The sequence below is a fragment of the Microvirga ossetica genome (genome assembly GCF_002741015.1).
In the GTDB taxonomy this organism is placed as follows: Bacteria; Pseudomonadota; Alphaproteobacteria; order Rhizobiales; family Beijerinckiaceae; genus Microvirga; species Microvirga ossetica.
Window position 1 is genome coordinate 5,312,409 of record NZ_CP016616.1, and the last position, 18,842, is coordinate 5,331,250.

Consider the following 18,842-nt stretch of genomic DNA (forward strand, 5'->3'; position numbering starts at 1 on the left):
TCCGCGGAGGCTCGGCTCCAATTGAAACGAGCCCGATCCACATCGCGTATGGACGTGGCGCCTGAAAGTCTCCCTGGAACCCGAAGATGGCCGTTGTCACGTTCAACAGCAGTGATGGTAACGACGACCTTAGTGGCACCGATCAAGGTGACTACATTGCAGGGCATGACGGGGACGATACCATCGATGGCGGCGGCGGGGCTGATACGCTCGACGGCGGTGCGGGCAACGACACCTATTTCATCGACAACATGGACGACCGAGTGCTCGAAGCTCTGGGTGGTGGCTATGACATCGTCTGGACGAGCGCCAACTTCGCAATGGCGCCGGATGCTGAGATCGAGGAGCTTAGAGCTGTTGCAGGTGCCAGCAGCCTATCCCTGACGGGCAACGGATTCAACAATCGCATCGTTGGAACATCGGGTAACGACACCCTCGATGGGGCTGGCGGCATCGATACGCTGGTCGGCGGGTTGGGCGACGACCTTTACATCGTCGATAATGCGTCCGATTTGGTCTGGGAAGAGGTGGGGCAGGGCTATGATACGGTCATCGCCAATGCCTCGTTCGCGCTGAGCGCCAATGTCGAGGTGCTGAAAGCAGCGGCCGGTACACTCGCCATCAATCTGGTCGGCAATGCGCTTGCGAACGAGATCTTCGGCAATTTGGGTGCCAACGAGATCCACGGGCTCGACGGCAATGACAGCCTCTATGGCGATGGCGGGAACGACAGGATCTTCGGCGGCAGCGGGCAGGATTTTCTCTACGGCGGTATCGGAAACGACTTCCTCGATGGAGGCGACGACGCCGACACGCTCTACGGAGACGTCGGAAACGACACGTTGGACGGAGGCGCCGGCAACGATCTGCTCTATGGCGGAACGGGAAACAACCGGCTCATGGGGCAGAGCGGGAACGATACCCTCTACGGCGGAGCGAATGCCGAGACCCTCCAGGGCGGCGATGGCACCGACCGGCTCTACGGCGATGTCGGCAATGACTCTCTCGACGGTGGAGCAGGCAAGGACACGCTCTATGGCGGATGGGGAAGGGATTCGTTCGTCTTCAAGAATGCGCTGAATGCGAAGACCAATGTCGACACGATCAAGGACTTCAATGTCAAGGACGATACGATCCGGCTGGAGAACGGCATATTCAAGAAGCTGGGCAAGACGGGAAAGCTGAAAACGGATTTCTTCACGATCGGCAGCAAGGCGCAGGACGGGAACGACTATCTCATCTACAACAAGAAGAACGGCTATCTGTCTTACGATGCCGACGGGTCGGGAACGAAATACAAGGCGATCCTCTTCTTCAAGCTGAAATCCGGCCTGGCTTTGAGCGACAAGGATTTTTACGTCATCTAGTTCATCGCGCGAAGGCGCTTGTCGCATCTACTGACAGACATCGACCCAGTCGGCTCCGACGAGATCCGCCATGCGCTTCGGATCGATGCGCACCGCCGCATGGATGGAGCCGGCAGCAGGCACGACCTCTTCGAACGCCTTCAGCGAGATGTCGCAATAGACGGGCAGGGGCGTTGCCAGGCCGAACGGGCAGACTCCACCCACCGGATGGCCGGTCAGAGCGAGAACCTGCTGTGCATCCAGCATTGATGCCTTCCCTCCGAAGGTCGACTTGACCTTGCGGTTGTCCAGCCGCGCCGTGCCACTCGTGACAACGAGGAAATTGCGTTCGCCCACCCGCAGCGACAATGTCTTGGCGATCTTCTCGGGCTCGACGCCATGCGCCTCCGCCGCCTGGTTGACTGTGGCAGTGCTGGTCTGCATCTCAATGATCTCGATATCCGGCGCTGTTTGCGCGAGAAAGGCGCGAACGGATTCAAGGCTCATGGCCAATAGACTCCCCTATGTCGACGAAAAGCATGAGGCCGTGAGCATCCCACGCAAGATGATACCCAGTGATAGCGGCTATCCCGGGATTCCTGCAACTCGGTTGCTAGCGGTCGCCCTCGGGATAATCTGCGCCACGGCTTGTCTCTGCCCAGGCTTCGATCTCGGCAAGCGTCTCGGTCAGTTTCCCCCGGATTCCATCTAGCGCAATGGCTCCCAGCACGAGGTGCTTCGGGGGATCTTTCGCCTCGACCGCTTTGACGATCGCCTCCGCGGCCCGTGCGGGGTCGCCCGGCTGCCGTCCACTGTAGCTGCTCGTCGTTTCGAGCCGCGCGCCGACCGTCTCCTGATAATCGGCAATCGTCGGGCGTCGCTGCTGCAGGGAACGGCCGGCCCAATCGGTGCGGAACGGTCCAGGCTCGACGCAGGTCACCTTGATGCCGAGGGGCGCGACCTCCTTGGACAGCGCGTCAGACAAGCCCTCGACCGCGTGCTTGGTCGCGGCATAGTAGCCGGAGCCAGGATAACCGATGAAGCCGGCCTGCGACGAGATGTTGACGACATGCCCGCTGCGGCGCGCCCGCATGCCTGGGAGGACCGCGCGTGTCATCGCGGCAAGGCCGAAGACATTGGTCTCGAACTGCGCCCGGATCTCGGCGTCGTCGCCCTCCTCGATGGAGGCCTGATAGCCGTAGCCGGCATTGTTGACGAGCACATCGATGGCACCGAAGCGGTCTTCCGCCTGCCTGACCGCGTCTGCGATCTGGTCGTGGCTCGTGACATCGAGCGCGAGGGCGAGTGCGTTGTCTTCATGTCCGTGTGTCAGGTCCTTCACCCGGCCGGCATCGCGAGCCGTCACCACGGCGCGCCAGCCGCGCTTCAGCACGATCTGAGCAAGCTCCCGCCCGAATCCGGTTGAGCAGCCGGTGATGTACCAGACGGCATTCTCGTTGAGCGGCATGGGGCAATCCTCTTCAGGCGGCTTCGGAACGTGGTGGATATAGGCGAAACCCCGAGGGAGGGAATAGCGGCGCGATACGGCGATGAGGGCCGCGGAACGGCCCTCAATTGAGGCGCGCCTACTTTGCGCCGGCTTGCGGACGCATGACGCCTTTCTCGTCCCTGCGCAGAGGGGCGGCCTGCTTCGGCAAGGGGGCTCCAGGGGCATCCGCAACCGTCACGCCGTTCGGCCAGTCGGCCGGTGCGATGGCGATGTAGCGGGCATAGCCTCCCGTGCCGCCGAGCGGCTTGGCGAAGCCGATGGAGATGAGGGCGCCGGCCTCGGGCACCTTGTCGAGATTGGCGACACCCTCGGCCTGCGTGAAGTGATTGTGCAGAAGCCAAGCCTCGCCTTCCAGCGTCGGCGTCGTGTCCGTGTCGAGGGGTTCGTGCCCATGGAACAGGATCTTGCGTTCGAGATGCAGGAACTTGAGCGCGTCGAGGCTGACGCCCGGATGCGGCTTCGATGCGAAGCGGGCGGCGTCGTTCCAGCCCTTGTACCAATCGGAGCGGACCATCACGACGGCGCCCTCCGGGATCCGGCCGTTGCGGCTCTCCCAATCCCGCACATCCTGCACGCTCAGGTGATAGCCCGGATCGGCCGCGACCTTCTCGTGGATCGGGATCACGACGAGCGGGCGGACGGCATAGGTCGGAGGGAGATCGCTGATGGTCGCCCCATACTCGTCCCAATGCGCCGGCGGATCGAGCTGCGTGCCGTACTGGTCCGTCGTGAGCGCATAGCTCGTCGCGACGAAGCCATGCTTGGCATAGGTGTATTCGTCGCCTTTCTGGACGTAGCCAGGGATATCCGCAACGGCCGCCGTGGCCCTGAATTCCGCAAGTCCGAAGCCTGGCCAGACCGGCTGGACCGGCGCGAAGGCATGGGTCAGGTCGATATGCTTGGCGCCCTTGATACTTTGTTCGTAGATGGGCCAGAGTCCTGGTTGCTGTTGCGCAGGCTGCTGTGCGAGGGCAGCCGAGGAAACGAGAGTGCTTGTGAGGAAAACGGCTGATGAGATGGCTTTCGAGATCACGATAGGCTCTCCCTTTGTAAGCCTGGCGATCATCCATCCACGGGCGTTTCGGTTCAATGCCTTGTTCGCGAAACTGCTGCCTCGCTCCTAAGCACTCTGGAAGTCGATGAGCGGCTCGTCATAGATCGCCGTGAGGAGCCTGCCGTCATCTCTGACGACGCCGCGATACATGCCGGAGCAGTTGAAGGGCAGGGAGACCTGGCCCGCATGGTCGACCGCAATGATGCCGCCGGAACCGCCCACCGGCGCCAGCATGTCGATCACCACGGCCCGTGCGGCCTCGTCCAGGGACTGCCCGGCGTAGCGCATGCGCGAAGCAATCTCGTGGGCCGCCGCATAGCGGATGAAGATCTCGCCATGGCCGGTGGCGGAGACCGCACAGGTTTCGTTGTCCGCCCAGGTGCCCGCACCGATCACTGGACTGTCGCCGACGCGCCCCGGCGCCTTTGCGGTCATGCCTCCGGTCGACGTCGCTGCGGCCAGATTGCCGTGCCGGTCGCGGGCCACCGCGCCGACCGTGCCATGCTTGCGCGACTCGTCGAGATCCTCGTCGCCGCCTTGGCGCATGGCCAACGTCTCCTGCAGCGCCTGCCAGCGTTGCTCGGTGTAGAAGTAGGACGGCTCCGCGAAGGCCAATCCCTGCCGGCGGCAGAATTCCATGGCGCTCTCGCCGATCAGGAGAACGTGACCGGAATGCTCCATCACCGCCCGTGCCGCGAGAACAGGGTTGCGCGGACCGCAGATGCCGGCGACGGCGCCTGCCGAGCGGTCGCGACCGTCCATGACGGCGGCGTCCATCTCCTGCTTCCCGGCGGATGTATAGACAGCCCCGCGCCCGGCATTGAAGAGCGGCTCGTCCTCGAGCGCCATCACGACGGCGGACACCGCATCGAGCGCGCTGCCGCCATCGGCGAGAATGATGCGTCCAGCGTCCAGGGAGCGCCGCAGACCGGCATGATAGGCAGCCTCCCGCTCGGGCGTCATCTTGCTGCGCAGGATCGTTCCGGCGCCGCCGTGAACGGCCAGAGCGAAGTCACTGCCGGGAGAGGTTGAGCTGGTCATAGGTTACACATCCAGGGATTGGGATTTCAGAGCATCGAGGAGAGCGGGGCGGTGATGTCCGGCGCGGCCGGTCATGGATCCCGCTGCAACGAGCGCATCGAGAACGGCTTCCTGCGTAGCGTCCGCTATGGCCTCGAAGAGAATGTCGATCCGGTTCTCGTTGAGCATGCGGCAGCCGACAAGATCCGCCTTCTCGTCATGCGCGATCATGTTCGCGGTGGTGAATCCGAGCGCGATGTCGCCGCTGCCGTGACCCCAGAACGAACCCAGGCGCGCGAGCCCGACGCCGGAGCGGCGGATGACGCGCCGGAGCTGGCGATCGCCGAGCGGGATATCCGTCGCCGCAATGACGATAATCGAACCCTTTTCGGGCTCTCTGCGATCGGACTGCTTCCTGGGCGGCGCGAAAATTCTTTCGTCGGGCAGGCGCAGGTCGCCGGCGCGGCCGAAATTGGACAGGACGAGCACGCCGAGATGATAGCTCCGACCGTCGAGTTCCAATCGCCGTGAGGATGTCCCGATGCCGCCCTTGAAGCCGAAGGTGCTCATGCCGCATCCGGCGCCGACCGAACCGATGTCGAACTGCGATGCCGCCTCCGCGATCGCCGCGCGGGCATCGTCCTCCGTCACGGCCAAAGACTGGATATCGCTCAGGTACCCATCATTGCACTCGAACACGAGCGGATTCACGGTCGCGGTCTCGCGGCCGATATCCGGGTTGCGTTCGATGGCGTGGCGCACCAGGGCCGTGCAGCAGGTGCCGACCGACAGGGTGTTGGTGAGGAGAATGGGCGTTTCGATGGTGCCGAGCTCCTCGACCTGCACCAGGCCGGCACTCTTGCCGAAGCCGTTCAGGACGTGAACGGCGGCGACGGGCTTCTCGCGATAGAGATTGCCCCCGTGTGGGATCACCGCCGTCACGCCCGTGCGGATCTCGCCGTCGACCAGGGTGCGATGCCCGACGCGCACGCCCGGCACGTCGGCAATGCTGTTGAGCTCGCCCGCGGCCAGTCTGCCGCAGGCAAGGCCGACGTCCCGGGCGCGGGGAGGGCGATTCATCAGGGACATTCCGCCTTCACGAAGGCCGCGATGTCCGCATGAGTGGCGATCCAGACATCAGGGCGGCGGGAGATCTCTTCCAGCAGCTTCTCGAGAATCCAGATTCGCGAGCGATAGCCGGTCACATGCGGATGCATGGTGAGCAGGAAGAGCCCGCCTTCTTCGTAAGCCCGCTCGAATTCGCGGAGAAAGATGTCGTAGACTGCCGTCGGCGGGGTGTGTGGACGCAGCCCGTTGAAGCGGTGCATGTTGAAATACACGGCATCGTCACGGATCCACTCGACGGGAAGCTCGACGATGCCGGTGGGCTCGCCTTGCTCGACGAGCTCGTAAGGATCGTCGTCCGCCATGAGGGAGGAATCGTACAGAAGGCCGAGTTCACGTTCGATCCGGAGCGTGCTCGGACTGAAATCCCATGACGGCGTGCGCAGGCCTACAGGGCGGGTGCCGGTAATCTTTTCCAGGGCGTCGGCCGAGCGGAACATCAGGTCACGCTCGATCTCATAGGGCAGCTGGCTGTTGAGCTCGTGGATCCAGCCATGGATGCCGACCTCGTGGCCTTCCGCCGCCACGCGGCGCTGCTCGTCCGGGTAGAGGAGCGCGGCGACGGCCGGAACGAAGAAGGTCGCCTTGGCATCGTGTTTGGCAAGCGCATTCAGGATCCGCGGCACGCCCTGGCGGTTGCCGTACTGGCCCTGGGACATGCGCCCGATGGATTTGCCGCCGTCGCGCAGTTCGTTCGTCTCGTGATCCGCGTCGAAGGACAGGGCCACGGCGCAGCGGGCACCATTCTTCCATTTCGCCGGCTTCATGGAGCGTCCTGCGCGGACGTGATCCACCTTGCCGCGCCATGTCTGCTCGTCCCACGTCCAGGGCTGGCTGCTCAGATCGTCCATAGTGATATCAAATCCTTGTCTTAAATCGAATTTTTGCGTCGAAATCAGGAGCGTCCGCCGTCCGCGGAGATGATCTGGCCCGAGATCCAGCCTGCGGCGTCCGACGCCAGGAACATCACGGCGTTCGCGATATCCTGTGGGTGTCCGAGACGGCGCGTGTGAATGCTCTCGATCAGGCGCGCCTGCCCCTCCGCGCCATAGCTTTCCCATTGCCGCTGGGTCGCAGGGTTCGAGAGCACGAAGCCGGGAGCGACGCTGTTGACGGTAACGCCGAACGGTCCGAGCTCGAAGCTGAGCTGCTTGGTCAATCCGACGAGCGCGTGCTTGGCCGACGTATAGGCCTGGATGCCGGTCAGGCTCGGCCGCAATCCGGCGCCCGAGGAAATGTTGACGATGCGCCCGAACTTCTGGCGCTTCATGTGCGGCGCTGCGGATTGCGAGCACCAGAAGGCACCGTGCACGTTCGCCTCGAACAGAACGAGCCAATCCTGCTCGCTCACCTCCTCGACGAGCTTTGCCACCTGTCCGCGAACGCCGCCGGCGCAGTTGACGAGAATGTCGATGCCGCCGAGGGAATTCGCCATCTCGTCGAAAACACGACCGACGGCGGCACGATCCGCGAGGTCGAGAATGCGGGTCGCTTTAGCCCCGGACTCGGCTGCGATGCGCAGGCCCGTCTCATCCAGGTCGAGCGCCCAGACATGAGCCCCTTCGGCGGCAAAGGACTGCACGATGCTGCGGCCGATGCCCTGCGCAGCGCCCGTAACGGCGATGCGGCGGTTGGCGAAGTCGAGTTTCATGGGTTCAGCATCTCGTCGAGTGTGGACCAGGATTGTTCGCGTCGCCCGTCCTCGATGTCGTGGATCAGGGTGACGAGCCTGTTGATGGCGGGCGTCGGGATTCCAGCCTCCTTGCCGAGGGTGCCGATGATCGCGATCTGCGCATCGACCTCGGTCTTGCGCTTGCGTACGGCAAGATCGCGCCAGATGCCGGAATGGGTTTTTGCCGTGTGGCGGTTGAACTCCGCCATGTCGGCGACAGAGCGACGCGCGGCTGCCTCATCCGCTCCCGGCATGAAGGCGTCCGGGTCGAAGCCGTTGAAGCCGAGAGGTTTCACGCCGCGGGCCTTCGCCACCGCCATCACCTCCTGCCCGAGGCGGTGATAGACCGTAAAGTGACGCTCGGAGGCGAGATTTTCCGACATCGAGGCATTGGTCAGCGCCGTCGCGAACAGCAGCGAGCCATAACCGAGCTTGCCCCAGAGATAACCCCAGATGTTGTCGGTGAGCACCGCCTTCGGCTCGAAGATCGAGAGCAGGCGATGATAGTCGCGCACCGCATCCGTGGCCTGCCCATCGAGACCGCCGACGGCGACTGCCGCGCGATTTCCGAAGAGGATGCGGCCGGGCTCGAGCCAGTCCGCGCCGAAATTGACGAAGCAGCCGACGGTCCGCTCGGCACCGACTTCCTCGGCGATGACGATCTCGTTCAACCCGTTCTGCGCGGACAGAACGGTGCCGTTCTCGGCGAGATGCGGCTTCAGGGCACGCACCGCGTCTCGGGTATGATGGGCCTTGACGGCGAGGATGATGCGCTTGAACTGGCCTGCGACCTCGCCCGGCAGCGCAGCCTTCACCGGCTGGCGGAAGGTCTCGACGGGCCCTTCGATGAAAAGGCCATCGCGCTTCATGGCCTCCACATGCGGCTCGACGATATCGACGAGGAGCACGTCTTCGCCCGCGCGGGCGAGATAGGCGCCGAGCGTGCCGCCGATGGCGCCGGCGCCCCAGATCAGGATCGTGTTCTCGTTCATCACCAGTTCTCGATCAGCGCGCGGGTTTCGTCGATGGCCACCGACCAGATGGCGTTCATGTCTTCGTCGGACCGCTGGAAATAGCCGCCGAAATTGCCCTCCTGCAGGATCTCGCGAACGCCTTCGGGGCCGAATGTCCGCATGCGCTCCAGATCGACCATCGGCTTCTGGTGCGACGGTTGCTCGATTCCGGGCAGACGGGTCCAGGGGAAGTTCTCCATCCAGGAGGCGTGCGATGCGACCGGATCGATCTCCTTCACCTTCTCGAAAGTGCGCGGGGCATTCCACCAGTTGTGGAATTTCACCCGGCATTCGGGATTGCGTCCCATCCACTCGATCGCGGCAGTCTGGCCGGGTGTGTTCCCGCCATGCCCGTTGACGAAGAGGATACGGCGGAAGCCCGTGCGTTTCAGCGAATCGAGGATATCGGTGATGATGCGCAGATAGGTATCGGCACTGAGCGAGATCGTGCCGGGATAGGCCATGAAATAGGGCGTGATGCCGTAAGCCTGAACGGGGAAGACCGGCACGCCGGCCGGCGCGGCGGCGTCTGAGGCCACGCGCTCCGCCAGGATGCTGTCGACGGAGAGGCTCAAGTAGGCGTGCTGCTCTGTGCAGCCGAGCGGAACGACGGCGCGATCATCCGACTTCAGGTATTCTTCCACCTGAAGCCAGTTCATCTCACTGATTTTCATGAAGTCATTTCCTCTTGCGAAGCGATGGACGAGCGCAGCCGCTCGATAACCGGGAGCAGGGTGGCGCGGATCGCATGCGGGTCCGGCACGTAGCGGAATTCCATGGCCTGCCGATCGGGCGGCAAAAGTTTTTTGACGGTCGCTTCCGCGCCGCTGGCATAGATCGCCACGTCGACCTGGGACAGGAAGGCTGCGAGATCGGGCGCCGTGATCAGGCGCACATCGACATCAGACACATGAGGCGCAAAGCGCAGCACGCCGGGCTTCATCAGGGCCGTGAATTCGGGAAAGATCGATACGATTCCCACCCGGGCCATCGGATCGACCATCGCAAGCTGCGCCCGTGTTTCCTCGGCCGGAATGAAGCTCATGCCCACGACCGGAATGCCGCTCGGGACGAGATGCTCGACCTCGCCGCGGCGATGGGCCAGGGTCACGCAGATATCGCAGGGCAGGGGGAACGATTCTCCCGCGTGCAGGGCATCGACCGTCGTGACGACGATGGTATCGTCGGAGCCGACATAGTCCTGAATACGGTTGGCATATTGCTGCGTCGTTTCGACGAAGTTGCCCACCATCACCAGGCGCAGGGGCCGTGTCGGCGTCGGGCCTCGCGCGGCGCGGGCATTGACCAGCGATGATACGACCGATGGCGCCAGACCGAGCTGCTCGGCCTCGTTGAAGAGCGTCTCGATTCGCCGCTGGATCTTCCGAATCGCGGACGAGCGCAGGCCGTCGCTGTTGTGCCCGTCGCCGACATAGGTGCCTGCTCCGGGCTTCGCCTCGATGAGGCCGGCCTCGCGCAATTCCCTGTAGACGGTCGCCACGGTCATATGCGCGATCCCGGCGCGTTCCGCCAATTCGCGGACGGAAGGCAGGCGTTGCCCGGTCGGCAGTTCCCCCAGGGCAATCCCGAACTCGATCAGACCGCGCAGCTGAGTGCCGAGCGGCACCGGAAGCGTGCGGTCGAGCGCCCCTGCGAGGCCCGCGAGAATGCGCTCATCGGGCGTCTGTTCCGTGTCGCTATAACGGATGCCTTCATAAGCGTCAGGAGATGGGTGAGGTTTGGGCAAGGCGCAGTTGACTTTTCTTAACCGAGTGACCTACCGTTCTAATCGATAAGAACACCTTGGACGAAAAGTCAGGGTCTTAGCAAGAGGGGAAGTGAATTGAAACAAAACTTCAAGCTTGGTGGATCGCTCGTTGCAGCTCTCGTCCTCGGAACCGTCCTTGGCGGCTCGGTTTCGGCACAGACCCTGACCATGGGATTGCGCGCCGGTCCCGATTCCATCGATCCGCATTGGTCGACGCTCGGCAGTCAGGCGGAGGCCCTGCGCCACATCTACGACACGCTCGTCATGTCCGACGAGAACCTCGGACTGAAGCCGGGTCTCGCTACGTCCTGGAAGCCGATCGACGACACGACCTGGGAATTCAAGATCCGCGAGGGCGTGAAATTCCACGACGGCTCCGAGCTCACGGCCGAGGACGTGAAGTTCTCGATCGATCGCATTCCGGTCGTGACCGGCCCCATGAGCATGACCATCTACACGAAGCAGGTGGCGGAGACGAAGGTCGCCGACAAGTACACCCTGCACGTGAAGACCAAGGCTCCGGCGCCGACCCTGCCGAACGACTTCATCCGTCTCTTCGTGGTGTCGAAGAACGTTGGCATGGAAGCGCGCAACGAGCAGTTCAACTCCGGCAAGGCGGCCATCGGCACCGGCCCTTACAAGTTCGTCTCCTGGGAGCCGAAGGGCGATCTGGTTCTTGAGCGGTTCGACGGCTATTGGGGTCCGAAGCAGCCCTGGCAGAAGGTGATCCGCAAGGAGATCCCGAGCGATCCGGCCCGCATGGCGGCGCTGAAGTCCGGTCAGGTCGATCTCGTCAACTACGTCCCGGCGACCGACTATGCCGCGATGCAGAAGGACAAGTCGGTCGATACCTTCGTGGCCGACTCGGTCTACTTCCTGAACCTCACGCCCAACGTGAAGGAAACCCTGCCGCGGAAGGTGAAGGTCGACGGCAAGGAGATCGACGCCAACCCGCTGCGCGACCCGAAGGTGCGCGAGGCGATGGATCTTGCGATCGACCGCAAGACGCTCGTTCGCGTCGTGCTCGAAGGTCTGGGCCGCCCGGCCAACCAGCTGATGCCGGCCAATTTCTTCGGCGGCAACAAGAACCTGCCGGAGCGTCCCTACGATCTGGCGAAGGCCAAGCAGCTTCTCGCCGATGCAGGCTATCCGAAGGGCTTCGAGATTGACTTCCACTGCACCAACAACCGCCTGCCGGGCGATGGCGCAGTGTGCGAGGCGCTCTCGCAGATGTGGGCTCGCGCCGGCCTGAAGGTGAACGCGAATGCGCTCAACGGCACCGTGTTCTTCCCGGCTCAGCAGAAGGGTGAGTTCTCCCTCTGGATGAGCGGCTGGGGCACGTTGACGGGCGAGGCGAGCTACACCTATGGATCGCTGGTGCATACGGCGGATCCGCAGCTCGGCCTCGGTGCCTTCAACAAGCAGGGCTACTCCAATCCGGAAGTGGACAAGCTGCTCCAGGAGGGAAGCCGTACCATGGATGACGCGAAGCGCCGTGCTCTGTTCGAGAAGGTGACGGAGGTTTCCATGAACGACCGCGCGCTGATCCCGACGGTTCAGATCCAGACGGTTTGGGCCGCCAAGAAAGGCACGGTCACCATCCCGCCGCGGGTCGACCAGGAGACGCTGGCCTACGAGATCAAGCCGAAGAGCTGATCCTGACATCGCCAGCCCGGCGTTAAGGCTGGGCTTGTCCGGAGGGAAAGATTTCCCTCCGGACGCTTTGATTGATGAGACTTCCGGAGGGCAGGCAGTGCCTAACTCCTCGACAGCAAGAATCCTGCACGGGACAGCATGATCGGTTTTCTTATTCAGCGTGTTCTGCAGGCGCTCATGGTCGTGATCGCCATGTCGATCATCGTGTTTCTGGGCGTCTATGCCATCGGCAACCCGATCGATGTGATGATCGATCCCGCATCCGATCAGGCCCTGCGCGAAGCCCTGATCCACCGCTATGGCCTCGATCGTTCGCTGATCGAGCAGTACTTCGTGTTCATGAACAACATGCTGCACGGGGACCTCGGCGAGTCCTTCATCTATCGCCTTCCCGTGCTGAGCCTGATCTGGTCGCGCTTCCCGGCGACGCTCGAGCTTGCGCTCACGGCGATGATGATTGCTACCTGCCTCGGTATTCCTCTTGGGCTCTGGGCCGGCTACAAGCCGGAATCCCTCTCGGCCAAGACGATCATGGGCCTTTCCGTCCTCGGCTTCAGCGTGCCGAGCTTCTGGGTCGGGCTGCTTCTCATCATGACGTTCGCGGTCGAGCTGGGCTGGCTGCCGTCAGGCGGCCGCGGGCCGACCACGCAGGTGCTCGGCATGAACCTGTCGATCACTTCGCTCGAGGGATGGAGCTACATCATCCTGCCGGCGTTCAATCTCGCGCTATTCAAGCTCGGCCTGCTCATCCGCCTCACGCGGGCCGGCACGGTAGAGGTCATGAGCTCGGATTATGTGCGCTTCGCCCGCGCCCAGGGGCTGTCCGAAGGCAAAGTCGTCGGCCTTCACGTTCTGAAGAACATCTCCATTCCCATCGTTACCGTCTTCGGCCTCGAGCTCGGCTCAACGCTCGCCTTCGCAGTGGTGACGGAAACCGTCTTCAACTGGCCGGGCATGGGCAAGCTCATCATCGATTCCATCACGGTGCTCGATCGCCCGGTGATGGTCGCCTATCTGATCCTCGTGGTGTTCCTCTTCGTTCTGATCAATCTCGTCGTCGATCTGGTCTATGGCCAGCTCGACCCGCGCATTCGCGTAAAGGCTGCGTCATGAGCAGTTCATCCGCACTTCCATTGCCGGCCGAGACCCGCTGGACCCGGCTCGCCAATTTCTGGGCGGACTATCGGCAGAGCCCGGTCGCCGTGGCTGCCCTGATCGTGGTGGTCGTGGTGGTCCTCATGGCGCTGCTGGCGCCATTCGTGGCGCCGCAGGATCCATATAATCAGGGAACGCTCGACCTGTTCGATGCCCGGCTCGAGCCCGGCGAGGTCGGTTCCGGCGGCTATGTCCATTGGCTCGGCACCGATGCCGCCGGGCGGGACCTGTTCTCCGCCATTCTATACGGCCTTCGCACGAGCCTGATCGTCGGCGTTATGGCCAGCACCCTGGCGCTCGTCCTCGGAACCACGGTCGGCCTCATCGCGGCCTATTACGGCGGCCGGATCGAGGCGCTGATCATGCGCGTCATCGACCTGCAGCTCTCCCTGCCGGCCATTCTCCTCGCTCTCGTGCTTGTCGCGCTACTGGGGCAGGGGTTGATGCAGCTGATTGCAGCGCTGGTGGCCGCCCAATACGCCTATTTTGCCCGGACCACCCATGGCGCGGCGAGTGCCGAGCGGCGCAAGGACTACATCGAGGCAGCGCTCTCGACGCCGCTGCCGGCCCGGCATGTGCTGTTTCGCCATCTCCTGCCCAATGCGATGCCTCCCTTGATCGTCGTGGCGACGGTGCAGGTGGCGAACTCCATCGCGCTCGAGGCGACGCTGTCGTTCCTGGGGCTCGGGCTTCCCATCACCCAGCCTTCGCTTGGCTCGCTGATTTCCAACGGCTTCCAGTTCCTGCTGTCGGGCCGCTACTGGATCTCGATCTATCCCGGCATCGCCCTGATGCTGATCGTCGTTGCGATCAACCTTGTCGGCGACCAGGTCCGCAACGTTCTGAACCCGAGGCGCAGCCGATGAGCGAAGCAGTTCTTCGCGTCAAGGATCTCCAGACGCAGTTCCAGACCCGGGCCGGCGTTCTGAAGGCGGTCGACGGCGTCAGCTTCGAGGTCGCTCGTGGCCGCATCCTGGGACTTGTCGGCGAGTCCGGTTCCGGCAAGAGCGTGACCGGCTACTCGATCCTCGGCCTGATCGAACCGCCCGGCAAGATCTCGGGCGGTGAGGTGCTCCTCAACGGCAAGGATCTCACCCGCCTGAAGGGTGAGGCCATCCGCCAGGTCCGCGGCGCTCAGATCGCCATGGTCTTCCAGGACCCGATGATGACGCTCAACCCGGTCCTCAAGATCGGGACGCAGATGATCGCGGCCGTACGGGCGCACAGCAGAGTGTCGCGGAAAGTCGCCCGGGGACGCGCGCGCGATGCTCTCGCCAAGGTCGGCATTCCAAGCCCGGAGGAGCGACTCGACACCTATCCGCATCAGCTTTCCGGCGGCATGCGTCAGCGCGTGGCGATCGCCATCGCCCTTCTGCATAGCCCCGCCGTCATCATCGCCGACGAGCCGACCACGGCGCTCGACGTATCGATCCAGGGCCAGATCCTGGCCGAGGTGCGCCGTCTGGCGGATGACACCGGCACGGCCTTCGTGTGGGTGACGCACGATCTGGCGGTGGTCTCGAGCCTCGCCGACGACATCTGCGTCATGTATGCGGGCCGAGTGGTCGAGAGCGGTCCGGCAGCGGAGGTGATCGCATCGCCGCGCCATCCCTACACCGCGGGGCTCCTCATGTCCGTGCCGGCCGAGCACGAGCCGGGAACCAAGCTTCCGCAGGTGCCCGGATCGACCCCCTCGCTCGCCAATCTTCCCCCGGGCTGCGCGTTTGCACCGCGATGCTTCAAGGCCGGACCTGCCTGCACGACTACCCCGCCGGTCCAGCAATTCGAAGACGGCCGCACCGCCCTCTGCCATTACCCAATCGAGCCTGTTTCATGCCAGCCGCTCTCCTTGACATCGACCACGTATCGAAGCGCTTCGTAAAGCACCCCAATCTGGGAGAGCGCGTTGCCGGTCTTCTCGGTGCAGGCCCGAAGACCGAGATCGTGCGCGCGGTGACCGATGTCAGCCTCAGCGTCGGGAAGGGCGAAGTCGTCGGCCTCGTCGGCGAATCCGGCTGCGGGAAGTCGACCCTCGGGCGCATGATCGCCGGCATCTACACGCCGAGCGATGGCAAGATCCTGTTCGACAAGGTGCCCGTCGCCAGGGAACAGGGACGGCGCACGCAGAAGCTCACGACCCGCGTTCAGATGATCCACCAGGATCCTTTCGCCAGCCTCAATCCCCGCATGCGCATCGGCGATACGGTCGCGGAGGGACCGGTGGCGCACAGCATCGTCAAGGCGCGCGACGCGGATTCCTATGTGGCGGACCTGCTCGGCCGCGTCGGGCTCGATCCGACCTATCGCCGTCGCTTCCCGCACCAGTTTTCCGGCGGTCAGCGGCAGCGCATCGCCATCGCCCGTGCCCTCGCGATGAAGCCGGACCTCCTGGTCCTCGACGAGCCGGTCGCTTCCCTCGACGTGTCGATCCAGGCGCAGGTGCTCAACCTGTTCATGGACCTGCGCCGCGATCTCGATCTGACAGGCGTCTTCATCAGTCACGATCTCGGCGTGGTTCGCCACGTCTCCGACCGTGTCGCCATCATGTATCTCGGCCGGATCGTCGAGCTTGCGCCGACGGCGGAACTCTATGCAGCACCCAACCACCCTTATACCCGTGCGCTCTTCGAGAGCGTTCCGAGGGTCGGAGTCGGCAAGAAGGACTTTCGCCCTATCGCGGGCGAGATCCCATCGCCGCTTCATCCGCCGAGCGGTTGCCATTTCCATCCGCGCTGTCCTTTCGCCGGCCCGCGCTGCAAGCGCGAGGCACCGCCTTTGACGGCCATCGGACCCGGCCGTTTCTCCGCCTGCCACCTCAATACCGGCGGCACGGATTGATCTGAAAGCCTCGATAACATGACCCTGCAAGCCTCTTTCGCCGCGCTCCACGAGCGCATCGCCGCCGTCAACGACGTCCTGAACGCAACCTCGCTGCTGACATGGGATTCCCGCACCATGATGCCCGCGGGCGGGGCGGAAACCCGCGGTCAGCAGATTGCGACCCTGACCCGGCTCGCCCGCGACCTGCTGCTCGCATCCGAGACAGAGCAGGCTCTCGGCAAGGCCGAACGGGCCATCGAGGGGCTTGCCGACGATGCTGCCGAGAGGCGCATGGTCGAGCAGACGCGGTACGCCATCGAGCATCACCGCCGCGTGCCGGCATCGCTCATCCAGGAGCGCGCCGCGCTTCGCACGGTTGCGCAGGCCGCCTGGATCGAGGGACGATCGAAGAACGACTTTTCCATCTTCGCCCCGTTCCTGGAAAAGACCGTCGAGCTCTCCCGCTCCTATGCCGATTGTATAGGCTGGAGCGAGCATCCCTACGACGCAATGGTGTCGATCTACGAGCCCGGCGAGACGGCGCGGAGCCTCAAGGCGCTGTTCTCGGAATTGCGGAACGGGCTGTTGCCGATCCTCGATGCCGCGCGGTCCCGGCCTCGGCCTCGCTCCGATTTCCTGTACCGGGACTTCCCGGAGGAGGGGCAACGCGCCTTCGGCCTGGCGCTCGCCGAGAAGCTCGGATACGACTTCAAGCGCGGACGCCTCGACACGACGGTGCATCCGTTCGAGGTGTCGTTCACCCGCAACGACGTGCGCATCACCACCCGTTACAACCGGAACTATCTTCCGGCCTCCATGTTCGGCACCGCCCACGAGGTCGGGCATGCGCTCTACGAGCAGGGCGTCGACCCCGCCTATACCCGCACAACCCTCGCGACGGATCTCGTGGGACTCTATGCGGTCGGAGGCACCAGCTTCGGTGCCCATGAATCCCAGTCGCGCCTGTGGGAGAACCATGTCGTTCGCAGCCTCAGCTTCTGGCAGCGCCACTTCCCTGACCTGCAGCGCTGCTTCCCGGATCAGCTCGGCGATGTGAGCGCAGAGGAATTCTACAGTGCCGTGACCCGCGTCGAGCCGGGCTTCATCCGGGTCGAGGCCGATGAGCTCACCTACGATTTCCACATCATGCTGCGCGCCGACATCGAGTGCGCCTTGATGGATGGTTCGCTTCCCGTGTCGGATCTGCCGGAGGCATGGAATGCTGCGATCGGGCGCGATCTCGGATTGACCGTCCCGAACGACTCGCAGGGCGTCCTCCAGGATGTGCATTGGTCGACCGGCTATATCGGCTCGTTCCCGACCTACACCGTCGGCAACGTGATGGGTGCCCAGGTGATGGAGACGCTGCGCCAGCAGAACCCCTCGCTCGATGTCGCCATAGAGGCGGGAAATTACGCGGCTTTGGCCGATGAGCTGCGCACGAAGATCTGGCAGCACGGACGCCGCTTCACGCGAGAGGAACTGCTCGTCCGCGAGACAGGCCGCGGCCTCGATCCCGCTCCGTACCTTTCCTATCTGCGCGGGAAGTATGCGGCCTAAGCGAGCCGCAGGGAAAAAACCTCTGCGGCAGTTTTTCAATGGTCGACGTTGTCGCCCGTATGGCCGGCGCGCCAATAGGCGACGACCTGATGTTCCGACGTCGGGACCTTCCATTCCTTGCGCAGCAGTTTCTTCAGGCAGCGGCAGCTTGTCTGCTCGCATCCGGCCCAGATGAAGCGGCGGCGCTCGTCCGACGGCAGGGCGATGCCGCGGACGGCTTCCTCGATGAGCGTCGTGCTTCCTGCCGGCGCACCCTTCCGATGCATCCAGCGGATGTCCAAGTTGGCGGCTGACCGGAGCGGCTGTTCTTCGGTCTCATCCGCCACTTCCAGCAGCACGGTGGCTTTGCACTCCGCCGGAAGCTCCGCCAGGATGCGGCTGATGGCGGGGAGCGCCGTTTCATCGCCGGCGAAGAGATACCAGTCCGCGGCCGGAAGCTCGCCGCCGCCGGGTCCCATGACACCGACTACGTCTCCCGGCGATGCCTGTAGCGCCCATGTCGATCCGGGCGTGTCGTCGCCCTCGTGAATGACGAAGTCGATATCGATCTCGCCACGCTCCACATCGATCTCGCGGATCGTGTAGACGCGCATCACCGGACGATCCTCGCCCTTCGGCCAGACGGGCCGGCCGTCTTCTCCCGTGACCGGCCATTGCGGAACGATTCCGGACTTCGGGGGAAACAGCAGCCGCACATGCATGCCGCCGACGGCGAAGCGCCCGAGATCGGCTCCCTTGAGCCTGACCCGGCGCATGCGCGGCGTGATGCTGCTCGCGCCGACGACCCGCATTTCCCGGAAATAGGGAAGGGGCGCGCCGGCGGCACCATCGCCCGACCATGCGATGCGCGGCGCTTCGCCTTCGGCAAAGGCCAGGATGTGCTCCGCAAGGCTCAGTTTGACATAGGCAAGGTTGGTCGCGTCGGATCCTTCGGCACGAAGGTGGAGGCCGTCTCGATCCGCCTCCATCGACGCCGTTCCATAGGCGAATTCCAGGCGCGCGGAGCGCTCGGAGCGATCGACGATCCCATGCTCGATGAAATGCTCGCAGAGCTTGTCCATCATCTGCACGGGGCCCGCAAGGGCGACCTTGGCTTCGGCACGCAGGAGTGAGGTCATGGCACGTTCCATAAGAGAGATCGCA

At 63.9% G+C, this 18,842-nt stretch carries 18 protein-coding genes; 7 read left to right on the forward strand and 11 right to left on the reverse strand.

The annotated features are described in order from the left end of the window. Nucleotides 1–86: 86 nt before the first annotated feature. Nucleotides 87–1,367, forward strand: coding sequence for a calcium-binding protein (locus BB934_RS25335; protein ID WP_099512158.1), 1,281 nt, complete (start codon nucleotides 87–89; stop codon nucleotides 1,365–1,367). Nucleotides 1,368–1,394: 27 nt separating this feature from the next. Here BB934_RS25335 and BB934_RS25340 read toward each other — a convergent pair whose 3' ends face one another. The 10 genes from BB934_RS25340 to BB934_RS25385 form a co-directional block, all read right to left on the reverse strand. Further along, nucleotides 1,395–1,853 carry a YbaK/EbsC family protein gene (locus BB934_RS25340; RefSeq protein WP_099512159.1) on the reverse strand — a complete coding sequence of 153 codons (459 nt, stop codon included), beginning with the start codon at nucleotides 1,851–1,853 and terminating at the stop codon, nucleotides 1,395–1,397. A gap of 106 nt (nucleotides 1,854–1,959) precedes the next feature. Further along, the gene (locus BB934_RS25345) at nucleotides 1,960–2,814 is read right to left on the reverse strand and encodes an oxidoreductase (protein ID WP_099512160.1); all 855 of its coding nucleotides are present in this window, start codon (nucleotides 2,812–2,814) and stop codon (nucleotides 1,960–1,962) included. A 118-nt stretch (nucleotides 2,815–2,932) separates the two neighbouring features. Continuing rightward, a complete protein-coding gene (locus BB934_RS25350) occupies nucleotides 2,933–3,889 on the reverse strand; it encodes a cyclase family protein (protein WP_237050098.1) in 957 nt (318 codons plus the stop codon). An 87-nt stretch (nucleotides 3,890–3,976) separates the two neighbouring features. Beyond that, the gene (locus tag BB934_RS25355) at nucleotides 3,977–4,951 is read right to left on the reverse strand and encodes an isoaspartyl peptidase/L-asparaginase family protein (protein WP_099512162.1); all 975 of its coding nucleotides are present in this window, start codon (nucleotides 4,949–4,951) and stop codon (nucleotides 3,977–3,979) included. A gap of 3 nt (nucleotides 4,952–4,954) precedes the next feature. Next, nucleotides 4,955–6,010, reverse strand: a complete 1,056-nt coding sequence (locus BB934_RS25360; protein WP_099513210.1) for a DmpA family aminopeptidase — start codon at nucleotides 6,008–6,010, stop codon at nucleotides 4,955–4,957. Continuing rightward, on the reverse strand, nucleotides 6,010–6,906 hold the full coding sequence (locus BB934_RS25365; RefSeq protein ID WP_099512163.1) for a polysaccharide deacetylase family protein: 897 nt from the start codon (nucleotides 6,904–6,906) through the stop codon (nucleotides 6,010–6,012). The genes BB934_RS25360 and BB934_RS25365 overlap by 1 nt, the downstream gene beginning before the upstream one ends. A 44-nt stretch (nucleotides 6,907–6,950) precedes the next feature. Then, on the reverse strand, nucleotides 6,951–7,706 hold the full coding sequence (locus BB934_RS25370; RefSeq protein ID WP_099512164.1) for an SDR family NAD(P)-dependent oxidoreductase: 756 nt from the start codon (nucleotides 7,704–7,706) through the stop codon (nucleotides 6,951–6,953). Next, a complete protein-coding gene (locus BB934_RS25375; protein ID WP_099512165.1) occupies nucleotides 7,703–8,719 on the reverse strand; it encodes a ketopantoate reductase family protein in 1,017 nt (338 codons plus the stop codon). Before BB934_RS25375 ends, BB934_RS25370 begins: the two co-directional genes overlap by 4 nt. Then, complete coding sequence (locus BB934_RS25380) at nucleotides 8,719–9,414, reverse strand: creatininase family protein (protein WP_099512166.1); 696 nt, start codon at nucleotides 9,412–9,414, stop codon at nucleotides 8,719–8,721. Before BB934_RS25380 ends, BB934_RS25375 begins: the two co-directional genes overlap by 1 nt. Further along, nucleotides 9,411–10,487 carry a GntR family transcriptional regulator gene (locus BB934_RS25385; protein ID WP_099512167.1) on the reverse strand — a complete coding sequence of 359 codons (1,077 nt, stop codon included), beginning with the start codon at nucleotides 10,485–10,487 and terminating at the stop codon, nucleotides 9,411–9,413. The genes BB934_RS25380 and BB934_RS25385 overlap by 4 nt, the downstream gene beginning before the upstream one ends. 96 nt (nucleotides 10,488–10,583) lie before the next feature. Between BB934_RS25385 and BB934_RS25390 the strand changes: the two genes are divergently transcribed. The 6 genes from BB934_RS25390 to BB934_RS25415 all read left to right on the forward strand — a co-directional run bounded on the left by BB934_RS25390 (nucleotide 10,584) and on the right by BB934_RS25415 (nucleotide 17,699). Then, entirely contained in the window at nucleotides 10,584–12,164 is a 1,581-nt protein-coding gene (locus BB934_RS25390) for an ABC transporter substrate-binding protein (protein WP_099512168.1), read from the forward strand. Nucleotides 12,165–12,302: 138 nt separating this feature from the next. Continuing rightward, nucleotides 12,303–13,277: an ABC transporter permease gene (locus tag BB934_RS25395; protein WP_099512169.1), complete on the forward strand. Its 975-nt coding sequence runs from the start codon at nucleotides 12,303–12,305 to the stop codon at nucleotides 13,275–13,277. Then, nucleotides 13,274–14,185 (forward strand): ABC transporter permease, encoded by a 912-nt coding sequence (locus BB934_RS25400; protein ID WP_099512170.1) that lies wholly within the window; start codon nucleotides 13,274–13,276, stop codon nucleotides 14,183–14,185. The genes BB934_RS25395 and BB934_RS25400 overlap by 4 nt, the downstream gene beginning before the upstream one ends. Next, entirely contained in the window at nucleotides 14,182–15,201 is a 1,020-nt protein-coding gene (locus BB934_RS25405) for an ABC transporter ATP-binding protein (protein WP_099512171.1), read from the forward strand. Before BB934_RS25400 ends, BB934_RS25405 begins: the two co-directional genes overlap by 4 nt. Continuing rightward, nucleotides 15,153–16,157, forward strand: a complete 1,005-nt coding sequence (locus BB934_RS25410; RefSeq protein ID WP_099513211.1) for an ABC transporter ATP-binding protein — start codon at nucleotides 15,153–15,155, stop codon at nucleotides 16,155–16,157. Before BB934_RS25405 ends, BB934_RS25410 begins: the two co-directional genes overlap by 49 nt. 18 nt (nucleotides 16,158–16,175) lie before the next feature. After that, entirely contained in the window at nucleotides 16,176–17,699 is a 1,524-nt protein-coding gene (locus BB934_RS25415) for a carboxypeptidase M32 (RefSeq protein ID WP_099512172.1), read from the forward strand. Nucleotides 17,700–17,734: 35 nt separating this feature from the next. Here BB934_RS25415 and BB934_RS25420 read toward each other — a convergent pair whose 3' ends face one another. Next, nucleotides 17,735–18,817, reverse strand: coding sequence for a siderophore-interacting protein (locus tag BB934_RS25420; protein WP_099512173.1), 1,083 nt, complete (start codon nucleotides 18,815–18,817; stop codon nucleotides 17,735–17,737). Between the last annotated feature and the right edge of the window lie 25 nt (nucleotides 18,818–18,842).

Bases quoted from the DNA above. Each gene is read 5' to 3' on its own strand.
- BB934_RS25335 (WP_099512158.1), top strand. From the start codon at position 87: ATGGCCGTTGTCACGTTCAACAGCAGTGATGGTAACGACGACCTTAGT.
- BB934_RS25340 (WP_099512159.1), bottom strand. From the start codon at position 1,853: ATGAGCCTTGAATCCGTTCGCGCCTTTCTCGCGCAAACAGCGCCGGAT.
- BB934_RS25345 (WP_099512160.1), bottom strand. From the start codon at position 2,814: ATGCCGCTCAACGAGAATGCCGTCTGGTACATCACCGGCTGCTCAACC.
- BB934_RS25355 (WP_099512162.1), bottom strand. From the start codon at position 4,951: ATGACCAGCTCAACCTCTCCCGGCAGTGACTTCGCTCTGGCCGTTCAC.
- BB934_RS25360 (WP_099513210.1), bottom strand. From the start codon at position 6,010: ATGAATCGCCCTCCCCGCGCCCGGGACGTCGGCCTTGCCTGCGGCAGA.
- BB934_RS25365 (WP_099512163.1), bottom strand. From the start codon at position 6,906: ATGGACGATCTGAGCAGCCAGCCCTGGACGTGGGACGAGCAGACATGG.
- BB934_RS25370 (WP_099512164.1), bottom strand. From the start codon at position 7,706: ATGAAACTCGACTTCGCCAACCGCCGCATCGCCGTTACGGGCGCTGCG.
- BB934_RS25375 (WP_099512165.1), bottom strand. From the start codon at position 8,719: ATGAACGAGAACACGATCCTGATCTGGGGCGCCGGCGCCATCGGCGGC.
- BB934_RS25380 (WP_099512166.1), bottom strand. From the start codon at position 9,414: ATGAAAATCAGTGAGATGAACTGGCTTCAGGTGGAAGAATACCTGAAG.
- BB934_RS25395 (WP_099512169.1), top strand. From the start codon at position 12,303: ATGATCGGTTTTCTTATTCAGCGTGTTCTGCAGGCGCTCATGGTCGTG.
- BB934_RS25400 (WP_099512170.1), top strand. From the start codon at position 13,274: ATGAGCAGTTCATCCGCACTTCCATTGCCGGCCGAGACCCGCTGGACC.
- BB934_RS25405 (WP_099512171.1), top strand. From the start codon at position 14,182: ATGAGCGAAGCAGTTCTTCGCGTCAAGGATCTCCAGACGCAGTTCCAG.
- BB934_RS25410 (WP_099513211.1), top strand. From the start codon at position 15,153: ATGCCAGCCGCTCTCCTTGACATCGACCACGTATCGAAGCGCTTCGTA.
- BB934_RS25415 (WP_099512172.1), top strand. From the start codon at position 16,176: ATGACCCTGCAAGCCTCTTTCGCCGCGCTCCACGAGCGCATCGCCGCC.
- BB934_RS25420 (WP_099512173.1), bottom strand. From the start codon at position 18,817: ATGACCTCACTCCTGCGTGCCGAAGCCAAGGTCGCCCTTGCGGGCCCC.